At 52.3% G+C, this 19,101-nt stretch carries 17 protein-coding genes; 7 read left to right on the top strand and 10 right to left on the bottom strand.

Annotation, left to right across the window (positions count from 1 at the left end; genetic code table 11):
- Positions 1-335 precede the first annotated feature (335 nt).
- From EHSB41UT_RS18280 to EHSB41UT_RS18270, 3 genes are all read left to right on the top strand, one after another.
- Positions 336-1,733 carry an aspartate aminotransferase family protein gene (locus EHSB41UT_RS18280; RefSeq protein WP_087112301.1) on the top strand — a complete coding sequence of 466 codons (1,398 nt, stop codon included), beginning with the start codon at positions 336-338 and terminating at the stop codon, positions 1,731-1,733.
- A 194-nt stretch (positions 1,734-1,927) separates the two neighbouring features.
- Positions 1,928-2,503 carry a peptidylprolyl isomerase gene (locus tag EHSB41UT_RS18275; protein ID WP_087112300.1) on the top strand — a complete coding sequence of 192 codons (576 nt, stop codon included), beginning with the start codon at positions 1,928-1,930 and terminating at the stop codon, positions 2,501-2,503.
- Positions 2,504-2,600: 97 nt separating this feature from the next.
- Positions 2,601-3,404 (top strand): hypothetical protein, encoded by an 804-nt coding sequence (locus tag EHSB41UT_RS18270; RefSeq protein ID WP_087112299.1) that lies wholly within the window; start codon positions 2,601-2,603, stop codon positions 3,402-3,404.
- 20 nt (positions 3,405-3,424) lie between these two features.
- Here the strand turns inward: EHSB41UT_RS18270 and EHSB41UT_RS18265 are convergent, their stop codons facing one another.
- Together EHSB41UT_RS18265 and EHSB41UT_RS18260 are read right to left on the bottom strand one after the other, a co-directional pair.
- Entirely contained in the window at positions 3,425-4,003 is a 579-nt protein-coding gene (locus EHSB41UT_RS18265) for a lysophospholipid acyltransferase family protein (RefSeq protein WP_087112298.1), read from the bottom strand.
- A 234-nt stretch (positions 4,004-4,237) separates the two neighbouring features.
- Positions 4,238-4,465: a hypothetical protein gene (locus tag EHSB41UT_RS18260; RefSeq protein ID WP_087112297.1), complete on the bottom strand. Its 228-nt coding sequence runs from the start codon at positions 4,463-4,465 to the stop codon at positions 4,238-4,240.
- 287 nt (positions 4,466-4,752) lie between these two features.
- On the opposite strand from EHSB41UT_RS18260, the gene EHSB41UT_RS18255 reads away from it, so the two are divergent.
- Positions 4,753-5,688, top strand: coding sequence for a tetratricopeptide repeat protein (locus EHSB41UT_RS18255; protein WP_087112296.1), 936 nt, complete (start codon positions 4,753-4,755; stop codon positions 5,686-5,688).
- 63 nt (positions 5,689-5,751) lie between these two features.
- Here EHSB41UT_RS18255 and EHSB41UT_RS18250 read toward each other — a convergent pair whose 3' ends face one another.
- The 4 genes from EHSB41UT_RS18250 to EHSB41UT_RS18235 all read right to left on the bottom strand — a co-directional run bounded on the left by EHSB41UT_RS18250 (position 5,752) and on the right by EHSB41UT_RS18235 (position 9,628).
- On the bottom strand, positions 5,752-6,219 hold the full coding sequence (locus EHSB41UT_RS18250; protein WP_087112295.1) for a ferritin-like domain-containing protein: 468 nt from the start codon (positions 6,217-6,219) through the stop codon (positions 5,752-5,754).
- A gap of 77 nt (positions 6,220-6,296) precedes the next feature.
- Positions 6,297-6,869, bottom strand: a complete 573-nt coding sequence (locus EHSB41UT_RS18245; protein ID WP_087112294.1) for a hypothetical protein — start codon at positions 6,867-6,869, stop codon at positions 6,297-6,299.
- A 90-nt stretch (positions 6,870-6,959) separates the two neighbouring features.
- Entirely contained in the window at positions 6,960-8,321 is a 1,362-nt protein-coding gene (locus EHSB41UT_RS18240) for a class II 3-deoxy-7-phosphoheptulonate synthase (protein WP_207626697.1), read from the bottom strand.
- A 221-nt stretch (positions 8,322-8,542) separates the two neighbouring features.
- Entirely contained in the window at positions 8,543-9,628 is a 1,086-nt protein-coding gene (locus tag EHSB41UT_RS18235; protein ID WP_087112292.1) for a permease, read from the bottom strand.
- Between the two features lie 70 nt (positions 9,629-9,698).
- On the opposite strand from EHSB41UT_RS18235, the gene acuI reads away from it, so the two are divergent.
- Both acuI and EHSB41UT_RS18225 read left to right on the top strand, forming a co-directional pair.
- Positions 9,699-10,679, top strand: coding sequence for an acrylyl-CoA reductase (NADPH) (gene acuI / locus EHSB41UT_RS18230; protein ID WP_087112291.1), 981 nt, complete (start codon positions 9,699-9,701; stop codon positions 10,677-10,679).
- A gap of 168 nt (positions 10,680-10,847) precedes the next feature.
- Positions 10,848-11,456 (top strand): DUF4136 domain-containing protein, encoded by a 609-nt coding sequence (locus tag EHSB41UT_RS18225; protein WP_165767317.1) that lies wholly within the window; start codon positions 10,848-10,850, stop codon positions 11,454-11,456.
- Between the two features lie 15 nt (positions 11,457-11,471).
- Here the strand turns inward: EHSB41UT_RS18225 and EHSB41UT_RS18220 are convergent, their stop codons facing one another.
- The 4 genes from EHSB41UT_RS18220 to EHSB41UT_RS18205 all read right to left on the bottom strand — a co-directional run bounded on the left by EHSB41UT_RS18220 (position 11,472) and on the right by EHSB41UT_RS18205 (position 17,314).
- Positions 11,472-11,924: a YcgN family cysteine cluster protein gene (locus EHSB41UT_RS18220; RefSeq protein ID WP_087112289.1), complete on the bottom strand. Its 453-nt coding sequence runs from the start codon at positions 11,922-11,924 to the stop codon at positions 11,472-11,474.
- Positions 11,925-11,988: 64 nt separating this feature from the next.
- A complete protein-coding gene (locus EHSB41UT_RS18215) occupies positions 11,989-13,380 on the bottom strand; it encodes an MATE family efflux transporter (RefSeq protein WP_087112288.1) in 1,392 nt (463 codons plus the stop codon).
- A gap of 218 nt (positions 13,381-13,598) precedes the next feature.
- Positions 13,599-15,581, bottom strand: a complete 1,983-nt coding sequence (uvrB, locus tag EHSB41UT_RS18210) for an excinuclease ABC subunit UvrB (protein ID WP_087112287.1) — start codon at positions 15,579-15,581, stop codon at positions 13,599-13,601.
- A gap of 140 nt (positions 15,582-15,721) precedes the next feature.
- Positions 15,722-17,314, bottom strand: coding sequence for an ABC-F family ATPase (locus EHSB41UT_RS18205; RefSeq protein ID WP_087112286.1), 1,593 nt, complete (start codon positions 17,312-17,314; stop codon positions 15,722-15,724).
- A 276-nt stretch (positions 17,315-17,590) separates the two neighbouring features.
- On the opposite strand from EHSB41UT_RS18205, the gene EHSB41UT_RS18200 reads away from it, so the two are divergent.
- The gene (locus tag EHSB41UT_RS18200; RefSeq protein ID WP_087112285.1) at positions 17,591-19,012 is read left to right on the top strand and encodes a PP2C family serine/threonine-protein phosphatase; all 1,422 of its coding nucleotides are present in this window, start codon (positions 17,591-17,593) and stop codon (positions 19,010-19,012) included.
- Positions 19,013-19,101 lie beyond the last annotated feature (89 nt).

Here is a 19,101-nt window from a genome sequence, read left to right as displayed (position 1 = left end):
TTGGCATCAGTAAACCCTACCTTCAGATTGGCGTAGAGCCCTACGTATTCAAGGCCATGGATGGCCTGCCAGTGCCGCTAAAACTATTTAGCGGCACAAACCAACAGATGATCTCCTGACAATTCCTAAGCCTGCAGAACAACTTATCAGCGGCCGCTTTCCGATTCAGATAACAGCCATAGCTGGCAAACGCACGCGGGTATTCAACGGGGGAAGATTATTATTGCCAATCATAAAATGCTGACGAAAAACTCAAGCTAGAATGGAGTCCTTGTAAATTAACAGGCTCTCAAGCCTGCGTGCACTTTCGGTAAAGCAATAACAAGGTGTAATCCATGAGCTACAAGCTGCCTGGCCCTAAAACACTGGGGGTACTGGAGCGGGGCATTCCGCTGTTCCGAAATGGTCTGCGTTATGAGCAGGATCGCCAACAAGCCGAGCAGCGAGGACACCGTAGCGGTTCTCAGATCGTGATCAGCCGTGCCAAGGGCGATTTCATCTGGGATATGGATGACAACCGATTTATTGATTTTCAGAACGGCTGGGCCACCAATCCGGTCGGTAATGCTCATCCGGAAGTAATTGAGGCGGTCCACAAAGCCCACCAGCAATATGGTTTCCATTACGACCACCCGCTGCGCTACGAGCTGGCCGAAAAGCTGTTACCCACCATGCCTCACCCATCTCTTAACCGCTTTAACTATGAAGTTTCCGGCACCGAGGCGGCCGAGTCTGCCATCCACCTGGCTCTGACCCATACCAAACGACGCTATATCATTGTGTTTAGCTCAGCATTCCATGGGGAAAGTCTGGCCGGTAAAGTTCTGAGTGGTTTCCAGACCCGAGACACGTATATGGAAGCCTGGAATGGCGGGGTAATCCGCGCGCCCTACCCTTACAGCGAGCAGATACCTGCTGGGATGAGCCGTGAACAATATGTGGACTATTGCCTCTGGTATCTGGAACACCAAATTCCCAACAGTGTTGCATCCAAAAAAAATATTGCCGGGGTGATTGTTGAACCAGGACTTGCCGAAGGGGGTAACTGGATTCCTTCCGTTGAATTCCTGCAGGGTATTCGCCGCATCTGTGACAAACATGACTGGCTGATGATTGCCGATGAAGTTCTGACAGGACTGGGACGGACCGGAAAAATGTGGGCCGTAGAGCATTATCAGGTGAAACCGGACATCCTCGTAGTAGGCAAGAATCTGTCCGGCGGTATTGAACCCTGTGCGGGAATAGCTGCCAGAGACGATATTCTTGGTGCCAATAATGATTTTGCCTCCGGCTCTACTTTTGCCGGAACACCTGCGGGCTGCGCTGCAGGTTTAAAAACTCTGGAACTTTATGAGCGTTATAATCTGGTGGAAAATGCCGCCTACCTCGGCAGGGTTGCCAGTAATTTCATGACACCCTGGGAAGAGAAATATGAGATTGTCAGTCAGGTACGCAGTAATGGCCTGCTGATTGGTGTTAACTTCCGTAGTCCGGATCCGAATATGGATGACTGGTGGTTTTCCCGCTCGGTACGCAGCCGAATGCTGGCCAACGGAGTCTGGGCGATCAGCGACCGCGAGAATACCATACGGCTCTATCCAGCACTGAATATGAACGAGTCGGTACTGCGTGAAGGCTTGCAGATTATGGAAGAAGCCATTGATTACGTGAACCGCCACGGCTCAATAGAAGGAAACTCACCAGCCTGGCCAACCGGCGTTGCTGGTTTCTGATACTGCCCACAACTGATACTACCCATAAAAAGCAGAAGGCCATCTCTTCAATAAGGAATAATTGCTGACAGTCATTCGGAAAATGGGAGATTGAATCGTTTATTTGATCCCGATTTTTGAATTGCCTGCCGGTTAATCGTAAGCTCCAACACCAGAATGAAATACCAACCTGCCTTCTGGAGCAATTACGATCTATGAATCCGGTTAAAAAATTTATGGTACTGGCCGGCCTGGCTCTTACCACTCTATCATTTCAACTGATGGCTGCTCCGGTCGTAGTCATGGAAACCAACCTTGGCTCCGTTGAAATTGAACTGAATGAAGAAAAAGCCCCCATCTCCAGTAAAAACTTTTTGAGCTACGCAGAGAAAGGCTTTTACAACGGTACGATTTTCCATCGTGTCATCCCGGGCTTTATGGCTCAGGGCGGTGGCTTTACCGAGGATATGAATCAGAAAAACACTGACCAGCCTATCAAGAACGAGTCCACCAACGGCCTGCTGAACACTCGCGGTACTCTTGCGATGGCGCGTACCCCGCACCCGGACAGTGCCACCAGCCAGTTCTTTATCAATCTGGTCGATAACCCCTTCCTGGATGGCAAATCCTACAAGCCAGGCTATGCCGTCTTTGGCAAGGTCACCAAGGGCATGGAAGTGATCGACAAAATGGCGCTGGCCCCTACCGGCAACAAGGGCATGCACCAGAACGTTCCCGTCGAAGCCATTGTTATCAAAAGCATGACCGTAAAGACATCCGCCGCACAATAAGGCCGGCAAACAGTCACCACGACTAACAATATGGTTACCGCCTCCCTGCTCTGGCAGCTGTCTAACCCAGACACTCATGCCGACAGGGAAGCGCATCATGAATGATTTCCAGGGAATCTCTCCAGCTTCAATAAAGACGGATCGCACCGGCAAGCCTGGCCAGAACAGGGCAGAATCCAATATCTCCACGGTTCCCTGGAATACCCGACTGGTAAAGCGTATCCGCACAGCAGCCTATCTGGCATCATTCGGCACGGCTCTTGTCCTGACCTGGCACAGTCACAGTCTGGTCAGCACCTATCTCCTTGATCGCAATGCCAACCCCTGGAGCTATTTTGAAGCGGGAAAAAACGTCTTTGGTACAACAGCCCTATATCTATTTATTAACGGCCTCACCGACCAGGTAGCCCTGGGCATATCGAGCGCAGTTTCCTGCCTTCTTGGCTTTCTTCCCTCAATGCGTTCCCAGCCTCAGGTTCCAGAAGAGTTTTTGAAGCCACCAGTCAAACTGACCTTCGAGAGCGATCCCCATGAACGGGAAGAGGATGAGGAAAACATCACACCAACGGTGACTGATTCTCCAACAACAGAGGATGTGGCACCGAAACCTGCTCACCCCATGTTATTGCGGGATCTCAGTTATGAATATGAAACACCAGAGGAAGAATTGGCTCGCAGCCTGCCGGCTCAGGAAGAATCGGTTCGAGACTCTGAGCGATTCGCAGATAGAAATCTGTTTATCCTGGAACGTATAAGATCATTCAACGGATTACAGCTCAGACGTAACCAGTGGTTCTACCACTTTGAACGACAAAATCCGGATGTTTTGCTGCATGATGATTATTTCAGCATGAGCATGGATCAAAGGATGCGTTATTTGCTGAGGATGAGGGTTCGATAACACGAACCCTTCCTATTGGATCAGGAGAACTGGTGGGGCTTTTTGCCGATAATGTCGCGGTAGAAGGCCTGAATGGTTTCCAGGTCCACTTCATAGTTACCGGTCGGCTCAAACAGTTCACCGATACCGCCCACTTTCCGTTTGAAATCCAGGAAGCCTAGGGCAATCGGCACCTGAGCGTTATGGGCCACATGGTAAAAACCGCTTTTCCACTTCTGAACCTTGCTGCGGGTTCCTTCCGGCGGAATCGCCACAACCAGATCACAGCACCGGTTAAACTCATCCACAACCTGCTGCACCAGACCATTAGCCTGACGACGATCGACAGGTATTCCACCCAGCCAGCGCATCACTGGCCCCATTGGCCCTTTAAATAAAGAGGCCTTGCCCATCCAGAACACCTTGATCTTAAGACGGAAGGCCATCGCCAGCGTCAGGGGAAAATCCCAGTTACTGGTATGGGGGGCAGCGATCAAGACATACTTGCGCGCATTCGGTGCCTGACCTTCAATTTTCCAGCCGGCCAACTTCAGTGCAAGCCAACTGACCAGATTAAAAAACTGGTTAACAACTGGCGTATCAAAAACAGTGTGTCTCATATGTACTTCTTATGATGGGTAAAGCGAGAGTAACGAATCGGCATTGTACCCTGAACGTGGTGAAGTTTTGTGACATTTAGTAACGGTTTATACCGCGATACAGTCAGTCACGGGTTCCGGAAGGTAACAACTGGAAAAATCTTCCTGTTGTCACCGGATGGTCATAATTATTCCCGATACTCCCCATCGCCAGCCTGAAGCGCCTTCCGGAAAGAAGACGACAGGTTGGGATTGTTATGGCACAGCACGTGCTATCCCTATAGTCCCCGACAGGAAGCCGGGAACAGAAGACAGGTAAAGGATATTACCGGAGTCATCATGAGCAAACCCAAACTCAATCATATGGTCGCTTATCTTCAGGGTATTGGCGTCCGGCTTGGCCATCTCACACAACACCAGATCGAAGCGGAATACTTCCGGCGCATCTATCAGGTCCAGTCGCGCTCTCAGGCCCTGAGCCAAACACAGCGCAAGCCTTGCCGGGCCTGATCTTTCTCATCAGACACGTCCTAATTAAGCATCTGTGGTAGCAGGCTGCAGATGCGCCACCGTGCCTTGTTTTTGACCTTTCACCCACGCCCTTTCTACTGATACGCCCAAACCCGGGAAAAACCAGCAAATCCCCGAGCTGACCGAGAAAATCATTCAGCCTCTGGTTCACCGGCCGAAATCTCTTACTTACCGGAGCCCTGCTCATCGTTATGCACCCACTCTTGTGCACCAATGTGGCATCAACAAGGAAGTAAGACATGAAGCGTTTGATCCTCGCCCTGACAACCTGTGGAACCCTGCTCAGCGCCAACAGCCACGCGGGAGACCCAGCCCAGTGCCAATCCCAGTTTCAGGATAACGACCACAGCCAGGCTCTGCTGAGTTGCCATGCTGCAGCCTCCAAAGGGAATGTGGAAGCGGCCTGGCTGATGGGGCAAATGAACAGCCAGGGCCTGGGTACTCAGAAGAATGAGACCAAGGCTATTGAGTGGTTCAAGATGGCGGCCGAAGGTGGCCATGCGGATTCCCAGTACAATCTGGCCGTCATGCTCGATATGGGCCAGGGCGTTAAAGAGGACAACCCAAGAGCCATTAAGTGGTACAGCAAAGCTGCGGAACAGGATCATGTTCACGCACAACATAACCTCGCACTTATGTTCGCCCACGGTGAAGGTATCGAACAGGATTATCAGAAAGCGCTGGGCTGGACCCGCAAGGCTGCGGATAACGGGCTGGCCGAATCACAGTATCTGATGGGCCAGATGTACCGCTCCGGCGGTACCCTGGTCGAAACCGATCCCAACAAGGCGCTGGAATGGTTCACCAAAGCCGGCGAACAGGGCCATATGAAATCCCAGCTGGTTCTGGCACTGACTTATGCCAAAGGGATGGGTACGGATATTGATCCGAACATGGCGATGGACTGGTCACGGCAGGCAGCTTTCCAGGGCAGCCCGCAGGCACAGTTTCTGCTGGGTGTGCTCCACGCCCGCTACAGTGAAGACAATCAGGATCTCCAGCAGGCGGCAGCCTGGCTGACAGTCGCTTTGTCCGGTGGCTTCTCGGCAGCGATGGAACCTCTCCAGAAGGTGACTAGCCAACTGTCCAAGGAAGAGTTTGCCGATGCCCAGGATAGCGCCAAGGCGATTATCGAAACTATTCAGCGTCAAAAGCGTACCTTTCACGGCGTTTAGTACGCTCTGATACTCGATATCTAAACAAGCCCCGGTTCCCTTCAGAATCGGGGCTTTGTTATTTTACTCAATTACACTTTCCAGTGTTCCGGGCTTGCGCAGCATCTTGTCGATATCACCGACATGCTGTTCTTCTTCCTGAATCAGGGTGCGGGCATACTCTTCCAGCATCACCATGGTAGAAGACTGATGCTCATTGGTGACCAGTTCCAACAGGCTGTAATACTGCTCTACCCCTTCCCGCTCAAACGCCAGCGACTCTTCCATAATATCCTTGATATCGTGACGGGATGTTTCCAGCATCCGGCCAATCCCCAGTGAAGGATGAGCGCCAAGATGAGTAATCATCTCTCCGGCCTGATGCGCATGCATCAGTGTTTCATTGGCAGAACTTCTTAACCAGCCAACAATCGGTATACGGCTGTACCCGAAGACCATAAAACTGTAATGGGTATAACGCACAACACCAGCCAGCTCATGTTCAAGAATCTCATTCAGCTTGGCGACAATAGCCGGATTTATCTGGGACATTACTTTTCTCCTTTTTCATCAGGCGTAAGCAGTTTAGTCGCCCAGTAAAAAAGAATTATGTTTCCCGAACATCGACGTTACTCAGGATCAGGGCAGGACGCTCCTTCAGGATTGAAGGTCACGATACCGGAGCCGGTACCATCATCAAACTCCGGAACAAGAAAACCATCACGGACACACAGGCCATGCCCATCATCACGGGTATCAAAGCGCCTGAACTCTGAAAACAGCACATCAATAGAAGCACTCAGACAGATATCCAGTATCGCGCTTTTCGTTGCCCCCTCTTTCTGACAGCTGTTCTTTGATACCGAGACCCCCTTGGTAAACTCTGGCCACAGATGCGAGTGTTTTTCCACGGTCATGGCGCACTGCTCACCATTGCTCGCATTTTTCAGCGTCACCGTCACCTTGGGACCTAAACCAAAATGGTCACGGGCGACAAACGAGTGAGCATCCTTCGCTTTGACCTCACCGGTATGGGTTTCCAGCTTTGCCACACTCCAGACAGAATGTTCACAAACCCGAAAACACAGCTCATCCGCCAGACTGCCATAACATTCCACATAGCCGGCAAAACAGACAGGGGACAATAGCAACGCACATGCCCATAAACTGACGGCAATATTTTTAAAACCACGAAGACTCATAAGTGCAGCTCCCGGAACAGGGTTCACACACTATAGAAGGGATAATAAAAAAGAGGCCGCAGCCTCTTTTTTGTAGGTTGAACAGCAGAGTTATTCGCCCAGCTGATCCTTACGACACTGCTTGAGTGTATCCGCAATCAGAAACGCCATTTCCAGGGACTGGCTGGCATTCATACGTGGATCACAATGGGTGCGATAACGCTCTTTCAAGGTTTCTTCGGTCACCTTGTGACTGCCACCGATACACTCGGTCACGTTCTGCCCGGTCATCTCGAAGTGCACACCACCGGCATAGGTTCCTTCAGCCCGATGAACCGCAAAGAAGCTGCGCACTTCCTTGAGGATACTGCTGACGTCACGGGTCTTGTAGTTACCGGCAGTGATCGTGTTGCCGTGCATTGGATCAGAACTCCAGACCACATTGCGGCCTTCCTTCTGAACGGCACGGATCAGAGCCGGCAGATGCCCTTCCACATTATCTGCTCCCATACGTACGATAATAGTGGCACGACCTGGAATATTCTCAGGGTTCAGAATATCCAGCAGACGAATCAGATCATCCGGAGGCAGGCTTGGACCGGCCTTGATGCCTACCGGGTTATGAACGCCACGCATAAATTCTACATGGGCGCCTTCCGGCTGACGGGTACGGTCGCCAATCCAGAGCATATGGGATGAACAGTCATACCAGTCACCGGTGAGACTGTCCTTACGGGTCAGCGCCTGCTCATAAGGCAGCAGCAGCGCCTCATGGGAGGTGTAGAAGCTGGTTTCCCGAATCGCTGCGCTGTTCTCGGCGGTGATTCCACAGGCCCGCATAAAGGCCAGAGTTTCATCAATACGGTCTGCCATCTGCTGATAATGCTTCGACTCTGGAGTCGCCTTCACAAAATCCAGATTCCAGGCATGAATCTGCTCAAGAGATGCCAGACCACCCTGGGCAAACGCCCGCAGCAGGTTCAGAGTAGACGCAGCCTGATGGTAAACAGCCAGCATCCTTTCCGGGTCCGGCACCCGGGCAGCCAGGGTAAATTCATTACTGTTGACGATATCTCCGCGATAAGTCGGCAACTCCAGACCATCACGGGTTTCGGTCGGGCTGGAGCGAGGCTTGGCAAACTGCCCGGCCAGACGCCCTACCTTAACCACCGGCAGACTGGCACCAAAGGTCAGCACGACCGCCATCTGCATTAAAACTTTAAACGTATCGCGAATATTTACCGCGCTGAATTCGGCAAAGCTTTCCGCGCAATCGCCCCCTTGCAGAAGAAAGGCTTCACCACGGGAGACCTTCGCCAACTGATCGGTAAGCGCACGCACCTCGCCGGCAAACACCAGCGGCGGCAATTTACTGAGGCGGGATTCTACATCCTGCAGCACACCCGCATCCGGATATTCCGGCATTTGCAGGGCGGTATGATTCTTCCAACTATCAGGAGTCCACAGGGACATCAGTTCTCACTCCCTTACGCATTCTTAACTTCACTGTATGCCATAGATACGCTTCCGTACACCGGGCTTTATAAGAGCCGGCACGACCGGATCCAGCTGTGCTTCCATGAACAACTGCCTGGAGCCAATATACGCAGAATATGCATAAAAAACAGCACAATATGCGGCTGTCACCTACAAAAGCCCACAAAATCATATAGACCGAACCTGAGCCGGAATGTTCACATATCCATGGGCTGTCCACGGCGATACATCACTGCCCCCAAACCACCGATCAAAACATTTAGAATCAAGGTCAAATCCACATGCGCAGCCATTGGCGTCATATGGGTATGAGCCAGCTTAATCGGCCAGTATGACAGCCCCAATTCAGTGATCAGGCAGGCAATAGCAATACTTATCCAGATGGCTCCAGCCAAACGTACAGTCAGGCCTCCACCGTAATAACGATAAGAGACCTTCAACATTGGAATGGTTAACAGCCCGGACAGCAGATAGGCCATCACTCCCGCTACAGGCACTCCCTGCCACCACATCACTGCAGCCACGGTGACATTACCAATGGAACAGCCAAAGGTGAGAATGGCAATCAGACTGCCAACCACCACATTCCACAATGCCGCAAACGGGGTAACGGGGCCGGTTTCAAAAAACAGCGTCCACGCCGAGGCAGGAACCAGCACACTGATACATGCCGCAATCAGTAACCCCACCAGAATATCCTTGCGGGTCATATCAAGATCACCACGCAGATAGTCACAGGCATCCTGCCAACGACTCTGGTTCATCATCATGCCATCGCCCTTTTCTGCCTTCGGAGTGTTCTTACCCAACCGAAACAATGGGCTTAGCAGATAGACGACCAGCAGGCAGATCAATCCGGTCACAATCTGTACAGAGAGAAAGGCCCCACCGAGGAAACCGGCAATAGCAATCAGGATGGTAATGCCCAGGTTGGTACTCGCCAGCATACAGACCAATACATTCGGCCAGCTGGCCCCTTTCAGAACCAGCGAATGCCCGGCACTGATAGTCGCATAGTTGCAAATAGACGACACAAACCCAAAACCTGCGGCCAGCAGGCCGGCATCCGAGCGAGAGCTACCCAGCCGATGTACGATGGTTTGGGTCGGGACATAGCTGCGCACCCCTCCGGCGAGAATAAAACCCAGGGTAATTGGCCAGATCATATGCCAGAGCAGGAACGCATAAGAGGAGAGAATTTCTACAAACAGCATGCACAGACTCCAGCGCATGATCATCGACAGAGGCAGCCCGCAGTATAGGTCGTAGTTGTACCAAAACATGCAGGAAGTCCTTCATATTTGAACACCGCATCCCTATAGTTATCTTTTTCCCACCGTATGAGCACATACCATGTTCAAGGCTCTCGTTCTCGAGCAGGAAGATAAAAAAACTCTGTCTTCTATCCGCCAGCTCACTATCAGTGACCTTCCCGAAGGGGATGTTTTGGTTAAGGTTGATTACTCCTCCCTGAACTACAAAGATGGTCTGGCCATTACCGGCAAGGGCAAGATCATTCGTGAATTCCCGATGGTGCCGGGCATTGATTTTGCCGGTACGGTTGAAGAGTCTGCTTCTCCGCTGTTTACTGCAGGCGATAAAGTCATCCTGACTGGCTGGGGCGTGGGTGAGAACCATTGGGGCGGTATGTCCGAAATGGCCCGGGTAAAAGCCAGCCAGCTGGTACACATGCCGAAATACATGGATGCCCGTAAAGCCATGATCATCGGCACTGCCGGCCTGACAGCCATGCTCTGCGTAATGGCTCTCGAAGACTACGGCATTACCCCAAGCCACGGCCCGATTCTGGTATCCGGTGCCAGCGGTGGCGTGGGCAGCGTATCTGTCAGCCTGCTGTCCCGTCTGGGTTATGAAGTCGTAGCGATCTCCGGCCGTGAACAGAACAGCGATATGCTGACCTCTCTGGGCGCCAGCAAGGTTCTGCCACGGGAACAGTTCAGCGAGCCGGGCCGTCCACTGGATCGCCAGCTGTGGGCTGGTGCCATTGATACCGTTGGCAGCCAGCTGCTGGCCAATATTCTGTCCCAGATAAACTACGGTGGTGCGGTTGCGGCCTGCGGTCTGGCCGGTGGTTTCGATCTGCCAACCACAGTCATGCCGTTCATCCTGCGCAATGTTGCTCTGCTGGGTGTGGATTCTGTGATGTGTCCGCTGGAGCGCAGAACACTGGCCTGGAACCGTCTGGTGAACCTGCTGCCGGAAGATGTTTACGATCAGGTTGGTCAGGAAGTTTCTCTGGAAGAAGTACCGGAACTGGCAGAAGCCATTACCAATGGTCAGGTTACTGGCCGGGTGCTGATCAAGCTTTCCTGATTACATCTCTTATTGTGCATGCTCTGCCAGCCGGTTGAGCATGCACAATGAATAATTTTCCCGCCACGTTGCTCTCTGACAATCTTCTCATACACTTAGGCGCCCAAACCAACAATCAACAGCCGGGGTTATGTGATGATATCGTCTTGCAGTTCAATCAGGTTGTGTGTGCGTTATATTTTTCTGTTTGGTCTGGCTGCGGTAATCAGCGGCTGTGCCTCACGGAACGTTAACTGGGATTACAACCCATCCGTGTCTTTGGGCAGCCTGAAATATTATGCCTGGTATCCGGGGGAAAAGACGTCGGTTGAGTCCGGCTATGATGCCGACGCCCTCACCCAGAAGCGTATAACCTCGGCGGTTACCCGCACCCTGCGCTCCAAAGGCTTTATTGAAATCCCAACCAACGATATCAGCACCGAACGTGGCCGCATGGCGGATTTCTATATCCATGCGACCTATCGAATCAGCCCACGCCTGCAGGCGATTCAAACATCCAACTGCCTGGATTGCGGCTTCTACTACCCAAGCTATCCGTGGGGAGCCAACGTTTATAGCACCACCAACTTCCGCCCGTATAACGAAGGCACACTGACTCTTGATGTGATTAACCCGCGCAACAAGCAGGTGATCTGGAGCGGCAGCTCCTGGGCCAGAATCAGCAAAACGGCCTCACCAATGGAGCGTACCGACCAGATCAAGGCAGCCGTGAAGAAAATCCTGTCCGGTTTCCCACGCCCCAACAAAAGCTATTACGACGACGATGATGACTTCTAAAGTGGAGTCTAATCGTCACTCTTCGGAGACGATAATCAGCTGATGCCATTCTTCGGGGTCTGGCCACTCCAGTTCGGAAACGGCCATACCCCGAATTGAGAAACCCGCCTCATGGACGGAGTTCGGATCCCCGGTCACCAGCGGATGCCATTCCGGCAGATCATAGCCTTCATGGAGCAAACGATAAGCACAGCTGTCCGGCAACCACATCAGGTTCTCTTCCAGATTCTCCGGAGTAAAACGGATGCAGTCAGGGACATGGGCCCAGCGATTGGCAAAGTCCTGACATTGACAGCTATGCAGATCGAGAAGCTTGCAAGCCACAGCGGTGGTCTGCACATTATCATCTTCATCGATCAGCTTATTCAGACAGCAGCGGCCACAGCCATCGCACAGGGAGTCCCACTCCTCACGGGTCATCTCTGTCAGCGTCTTGGTGTGCCAGAAAGGACCTTTCACTTCGGCCATGGGTGACTCCCTTAGTAAAAAGCGGCTGATCTTAAAGCGCCACAGCCACCAGCAACAGGCGTAATCAACACAGAGTTTGCCCACAATTCTGCATGGTTCTACGACAGGTGTTCCACAAACGCACCGATGTCAGAATGGCCGCAATAGTCAGCGCTGTGACCAGACCAATCCAGAAGCCATGGGGTCCCATTGGTTCAGCTGTCAGATGGCTGGTCAGTGCCAGGGTATATCCCAGTGGCAAAGCCACCAGCCAGCAGGCAATCATCATATAGATCATAGCTGCCCGGGTATCCTTGTAGCCACGCAGCGCACCGACGGATCCCAGCTGTACACCATCCACCAGCTGGAACAGTGCAGCGAACATCAGCAGCTCAGCCGCCAGAGCAATAACCGCCGCATCCTGTGAATAAATGCCGGCGATCGATTCTGAGAACATCACAATAAATGTTGCCAGAATGCCGGACAGCAAAATTATCGCCAGTATGGAGATCAGGCTGGTATAGGCCGCTTTGTTGGCATGACCGCGTCCGAGGCTCTGCCCAACCATAATGGTGATACCCGCCGCCAGACTAACCGGAATAATGTAAACCAGTGAGGCCAGGTTCAGAGCCACCTGATGACCCGCCACCACTGACACGCCCATATCACCGACCATCAGGGCAATCACCGAAAAGATCGACACTTCCACAAACAGAGCCATGCCCACTGGCACACCGACTTTCAGGTGGGCACCGATATCACCCTTGTTCGGCCACTCAAAGCGAGTAAACGGCTGGGTTCGCTTATGGCGGGCACCGAATCGCAGATACAGCCCCAGCAATACTGCCATTACCCAGAAACACAATGCCGTGGCATAACCACAGCCGACTGCGCCTAATGCCGGGAAGCCGAACTTGCCGTAAATCAGGATATAGTTGGCGGGAATATTCAGCAGCACTGCGAACACACTGATAATCATCGGCGTACGGGTATCCGACAAGCCTTCACAGTAGCTGGCCATCAGCTGATACAGACACATCCCCGGAAGGCTCCAGGACAGCGCGATCAGATACTGCTCACTCAGTGCGGCAATACGTGGTTCAACGCCCATGGCATCAAACAACACACCGGGATTGATAACCACCCACACGCAGACAAACGACAACAGCAAAGCAATCCAGGCACCCTGGCGGGTTTTGGCGGCAATCTGATCCAGCTCACCGGCTCCATAGAGCTGGGCCGTAATCGGTGTCATCGCCATCAGCACACCACGCACCAGCATATAGACCGGTGTCCAGAAGCTGCTGCCAATAGCAACGGCTGCCAGATCCAGGGAGGAATACTGCCCTGACATGCTCACATCAACAAAGGTCATCCCTGCTGCAGCAAGCTGGGCAATAATAATAGGCAGGGACAAAGCCCAAAGTTCCCGCATCTCTTTAGCGACACGCGGGAGGGAAAACAGGGTTGAGGACATCCTAACTTCTTCCGGAAATCACAGCTATTAAGGAAGCAACAGCTGTTGTACCTGATTCACACCACTATGATCAGGTTACTTATAACCGGGAATTATAACGAGAGCCCTTCCCCTTTGGCTATGCGGGAAACAACGCGCCAAACACCGTTATCAAGAAAATGTGAAACCACCAGAGTAACGACTCTTGCCTGCTTATGAACTAAAAAGCTGATTATGTCTCAGGCATCCATAAAAATGGTTTGTTTATACAGCGCTCGCAGCTCCTGGCGCAATTGCTTTGCACGTACCTCATCCTGATTATCGACGGCATCCAGCATATCCTTCTCACGTCGGGTAATCTCATGGCACAGGGATTCCAGCGAATCACAAAAGGCAACAGTGATGACTTCAGGCTCCCGGGCCGTCTCAACCAGATCACCCGAAGTGCGAGATGGGGTTCGGGGAGAAATATCATTCGCCTGATTGTAGGCCTGTTGAATATCGCGACGCTGAGAGGATTCATCAATAGCCTGCTGCATCGCCGGGGTTATCTTATCCGCATAGAGAATCGCCAGCCCATTGGCATTACGGGCAGCCCGACCAATGATCTGAATCAGAGCCTGCACCGATCGCAAAAAGCCGGCACGGTCTGCATGCAAGATCACTACCAGGGAAGCTTCGGGAATATCCAGACCTTCACGCAACAGGTTAATCCCTATCAACACATTATAGTCACCAGCCCTCAGCTCCTTGATCAGCCGAATCCGATCATCCGTTTTTACATCGGAGTGAAGGGTATTGGCGTTGATCCCATTCACCCTCATAAATTGTTCCAGAGCCTCAGCACTGGCCTTGGTCAACGTGGTCACCAAGACCCTTTCCTGCCTTGCGACCCGCTCGCGAATCTCTGCCAGTAAATCCTCCTCCCAGGATGCCATGGGTCGAACCTGCACCTCAGGGTCCAAAAGCCCGGTTGGACGTATCAACTGGCTGATCACCTCGCCGCCGGTTTTTCCCAGTTCATAACTCCCTGGTGTTGCAGAGACAAAAATGGTCTGTGGCTTGATCGCTTCAAATTCCGCAAAGGTCAACGGTCTGTTGGCGTGGGAAGAAGGCAACCGGAAACCATAATCAACCAGTGTGTCCTTACGGCTTTTATCACTGCGATACATGGCAGAAATCTGTGGCACCATCACATGGGATTCATCAATAAACAGCAGCCCATCCCGGGGCAGATAGTCCATCAACGTCGTCGGCGGCAATGAAGAATCCCGACCATTAAAGTAGCCGGCATAATTTTCCATCCCTGAGCAGTAGCCTCTCAGCTGCATTGCCTCTATATCCGCTTCCGTACGCTCGTAAAGCCGACCAGCCTCAGCAACACGGTTGTCCCGATTCAGCTCTTCAACACGCTGCTCCATATCCGCCCGAATTTTTTCACAGGCCTGCTCAATACGATCACGTGGCGTCGAATACAGTGTTTTCGGGGAGACCCTGTAATGCTCAAGAGAGCCAAGAACGTCACCGGATACCGGATCAATCCATGACAAGCGGCTGATCACATTATCGGTCAGCTCTACCCGCACCCCCCGATGCTCCGAGTCCGCAGGAAAGATATCGATCACATCCCCCGTCACCCGGAAGGTGGCCCGTTCAATGGTTCTGCTACAGCGCTCGTACTGCAACTGCGCCAGCCGTTCAATCAGGTTGTGTCTTTCAACCGTCATCCCTGTCACCAGAGGCACCTGCAAAGCACGATAAATATCCGGATCCCCCAGCCCGTAAATAGAAGACACTGACGCAACCACCACAACATCAGGCCGCTCAATCAGGGACTTGGTTGTTGATAACCTTTGTCGCTCAAGATGAGCATTGATGGCAGAGTCCTTGCGAATAAAACGGTCGGAACCCGGGATATAAACCTCGGGCTGATAGTAATCGTAATAAGAGACAAAATACTCCACTGCATTTTCCGGAAAGAAATGCTTCATCTCACTGTAGAGCTGGGCAGCCAGGGTTTTATTGTGGGCAAGAATCAGAGCCGGACGCTCCAGCCTATGGATGACATTGGCCATGGTGAAGGTTTTACCGGAACCGGTAACCCCTTTCAGAATCTGATGTGTTTTGCCGCTTTCAATACCGGCAATTAGTCGTGCAATAGCTTCCGGCTGATCACCCGCTGGCGGATGGTTCGAGTGAAGCAGGTAGATTCCTTCAGGCATGGAAGATATCCGACATAACACAACAGGAAGCAAAGTATATGCAAGACAGCCTGTTCTGCCGGAATGTGATAGGCGTCCATGCATAAAAAATCCCGGCACAGCCAAAGCTATGCCGGGATCTCTTTAACAACCGAATACGATCAGCCTTCGATGCCCTGGCTCTTCAGGTAATCATCGTAGGAACCGTGGAAGTCGGTCACGCCGCTGTCGGTGATCTCGATAATCCGGGTCGCCAGGGAGGATACGAACTGACGGTCGTGGGAAACAAACACCAGGGTTCCAGGGTAGTTTTCCAGCGCCAGGTTCAAAGCTTCGATGCTTTCCATATCCATGTGGTTGGTCGGCTCGTCCATCAGCAGCACGTTTGGCTTCTGCTGGATCAGTTTACCGATCAGCATACGGCCCTGCTCACCACCAGAGATAACCTTCACGGACTTCTTGATATCGTTGGAGGAGAACAGCATACGACCGAGAGTGCCACGGATAGTCTGCTCATCTTCACCTTCGTTCTGCCACTGGCTCATCCAGTCAAACAGGTTCATATCCTGTTCAAAGTCGGACGCGTGGTTCTGGGCGTAGTAACCCAGTTTGGCGTTTTCGGACCACTTCACCTCACCGGCCTTTGGCTCGAACTGACGGGCCAGAGTGTGCAGCAGCGTGGTTTTACCGATACCGTTCTGGCCGATAATGGCGATGCGCTCGCCTACTTCCACCAGCATGTTTACATCTTTGAACAGCAGTTCATCGTAACCCTGGGCCAGCTTGGTCACTTCCAGCGCGTTACGGAACAGTTTCTTTTCCTGATCGAAACGGATAAACGGCGACTGTCGGCTGGATGGCTTGATCTCTTCCAGCTTGATCTTATCGATCTGCTTCATACGAGACGTCGCCTGCTTGGCCTTGGAGGCGTTAGCAGAGAAGCGGCTGACGAAGGTACGCAGTTCAGCGATCTGTGCCTTCTTCTTGGCGTTGTCCGCCTGAGTACGTTCGCGAGCCTGCTCGGCAGCGGTCATGTACTCATCGTAGGAGCCCGGGAACACAGTCAGACGACCGTAGTCCAGATCCGCCATATGAGTGCAGACACTGTTCAGGAAGTGACGGTCGTGGGAGATGATGATCATGGTGCAGTCGCGCTGCTTCAGAACACCTTCCAGCCAGCGAATGGCGTTGATATCCAGGTTATTGGTTGGTTCGTCCAGCAGCATGATATCTGGATCAGCAAACAGCACCTGCGCCAACAGCACACGCAGCTTCCAGCCTGGAGCCACGGCGCTCATCGGGCCGTAATGCTGCTCCAGAGGAATATCCAGACCGAGCAGCAGTTCACCGGCACGAGCTTCGGCAGAGTAGCCATCCATCTCACCGAACATGACTTCCAGATCGGCCACGCGCATGCCTTCTTCTTCCGACATATCGCCTTTGGCATAGATCGCGTCACGCTCAGCCTTCACTTTCCACAGCTCGGCGTGGCCCATCAGCACAGTATCGATAACCGTGAATTCTTCGTAGGCAAACTGATCCTGATTCAGCTTGGCCATACGGGTGTTTGGCATCAGGCTGACGTTACCGGCAGAGGGTTCCAGCTCACCGGTCAGGATTTTCATAAAGGTGGATTTGCCGCAACCGTTGGCACCAATCAATCCGTAACGGTTTCCATCACCGAATTTCACGGAGATATCTTCGAACAGCGGCTTGTCGCTGAACTGCATGGTGATATTGGCTGTAGAGATCAATGGCGTGTCCTGTCAGCGTTCTGGTAATCGTATTGTCGTAATTATTTTTATGCCCGCCCGGCGGACAAAAGCGCGCAGCCTACAGGGCGAACCTCATTCAGGCAAGGGGGTAATTGCTGCAACCCAGCAGGTAAACATCACCTATCTGCAAAAGCATAGCTGCAAGCGAGCGGCTGACAATCTGCTTAGTATCGCTGACAAACGCCGCTTTCCGGCAACCAACGACTGTGTCCGGCACTCTATCGTTTTTGACTTTAAAAGTGAGAGAGCAAGGACATGGCATCACCAGCAGGGAAATATATCCCTCCCCACCGACGAAGCCAGCCTCAGGAAGAGCCGACACCACCAAACAAGCCCGATGGTATTCCCAAAACCTTCGATGGCAAAAAAGTCACATTGGTCGATGCCGAGCAGAAGAATCTGCAGGACGGGGAGTTTCATGCCACCGGAGTATTACCGGGAAAACGTCTTGAAGCCGATGCCTTCCTGCCGCCAGATGAGTCAGGTGACATACGTCTCAGCTGCAGGCAAAGAGTTATGCTGCAATCCCATAAATACCCGCACATCGTCAAAACCACTGCCAATGGTCCGCAATACCGCACCCTGACAACGCTCGAGAAGATGTATCTGATGGATCTTGAATACCGGCTTGTGGTGGACAAGGAACAGGTGGAAAAGAAACTGGAAAAAGCGCGGACCAAAGCACAAGAGCAAAAGGAGAGCCAATCCCCCTATCAGAGCGTTTACCGGTCAGCCTTTGCCAGCCTGCTGAATGATTACCTCTATAACAACAAGATTCCGCCTGTTGGCTTCCCGCACGCTTTCGCAACGCTAGCACGGGGTGACAATACACTGTCCTATGCTCAGGCCATGACTGTAGGTGGTCGCCCCTACCAGGAAGACTGCTCAACCTATAAACATCTGGGTGATGAACAGCCATCTTTACAGGGTTGTCATCTGATGGCCGTGTTTGATGGTCATGGTGGCGAAGAGTGTTCCACAACAGCATCAGAATTCCTGCCATCCCATGTCATGCAAAACCTGCTGAATTACCGGGAGGTTCTATATCCTGACGTAGCCAATTTTAATGCCATGAAAACCGCCTTTACCGATACTTCCCTCCAGCTCAGAAATCAGGGCTGTGGCTATACCCATGGTTCTACCGCCTGCGCTGTCATTATCGAAGGTGACACACTGGTCGTTGCCAATGCCGGAGACTGCCGGGCTCTGGTTGTCGATGGCACTCTCACCACCCAGCTCAGTACTGATATGAGGGCGTGTAACAAAGACTACCACTCTTCGGTCTATAAACGTTTCGGCACGGTAGGCATAGCCGATGATGAGCCCGGGGGTCCAGTGCGTGTCGCACATCATATTGAGCCGGCCCGCGGTCTTGGTGACGGACAACTGCATGGCTACTCGCCACGCCCTGATATTGTTCGTTTCCATATGCCATCGACAGGTAATCCACAGACCCTGGTGATGTTCAGTGATGGAGTCTCAGACTGTTGCACCAGTGAACAGGTGGGAACCCTGGTCGCCCATATGCGTGCCAACAGTGCTAATGAGAGTGCTATTGCGACAATGCTTATTGAACTTTGTCTGGCCGCCACCAGAAACGTGGTGCATGGCTTTGGCCAGGAAAGCATCGAAAATTACGCAGATAATATGACGGTACTGGTTACGTTTCTCGATTAAGCCGTTCTTTATCAGACATCAGGATTCCCGCTCGCCGAAGCCTTAACTCTGCCGTATCATGCGCGTTTTCCTGTTGTACTGATAAAACA

The organism is Parendozoicomonas haliclonae (genome assembly GCF_900174585.1).
GTDB lineage: Bacteria > Pseudomonadota > Gammaproteobacteria > Pseudomonadales > Endozoicomonadaceae > Sansalvadorimonas > Sansalvadorimonas haliclonae.
The sequence above is the reverse complement of the archived record's forward strand: the minus strand, read 5'-3'. Positions and strand labels throughout refer to the sequence as shown.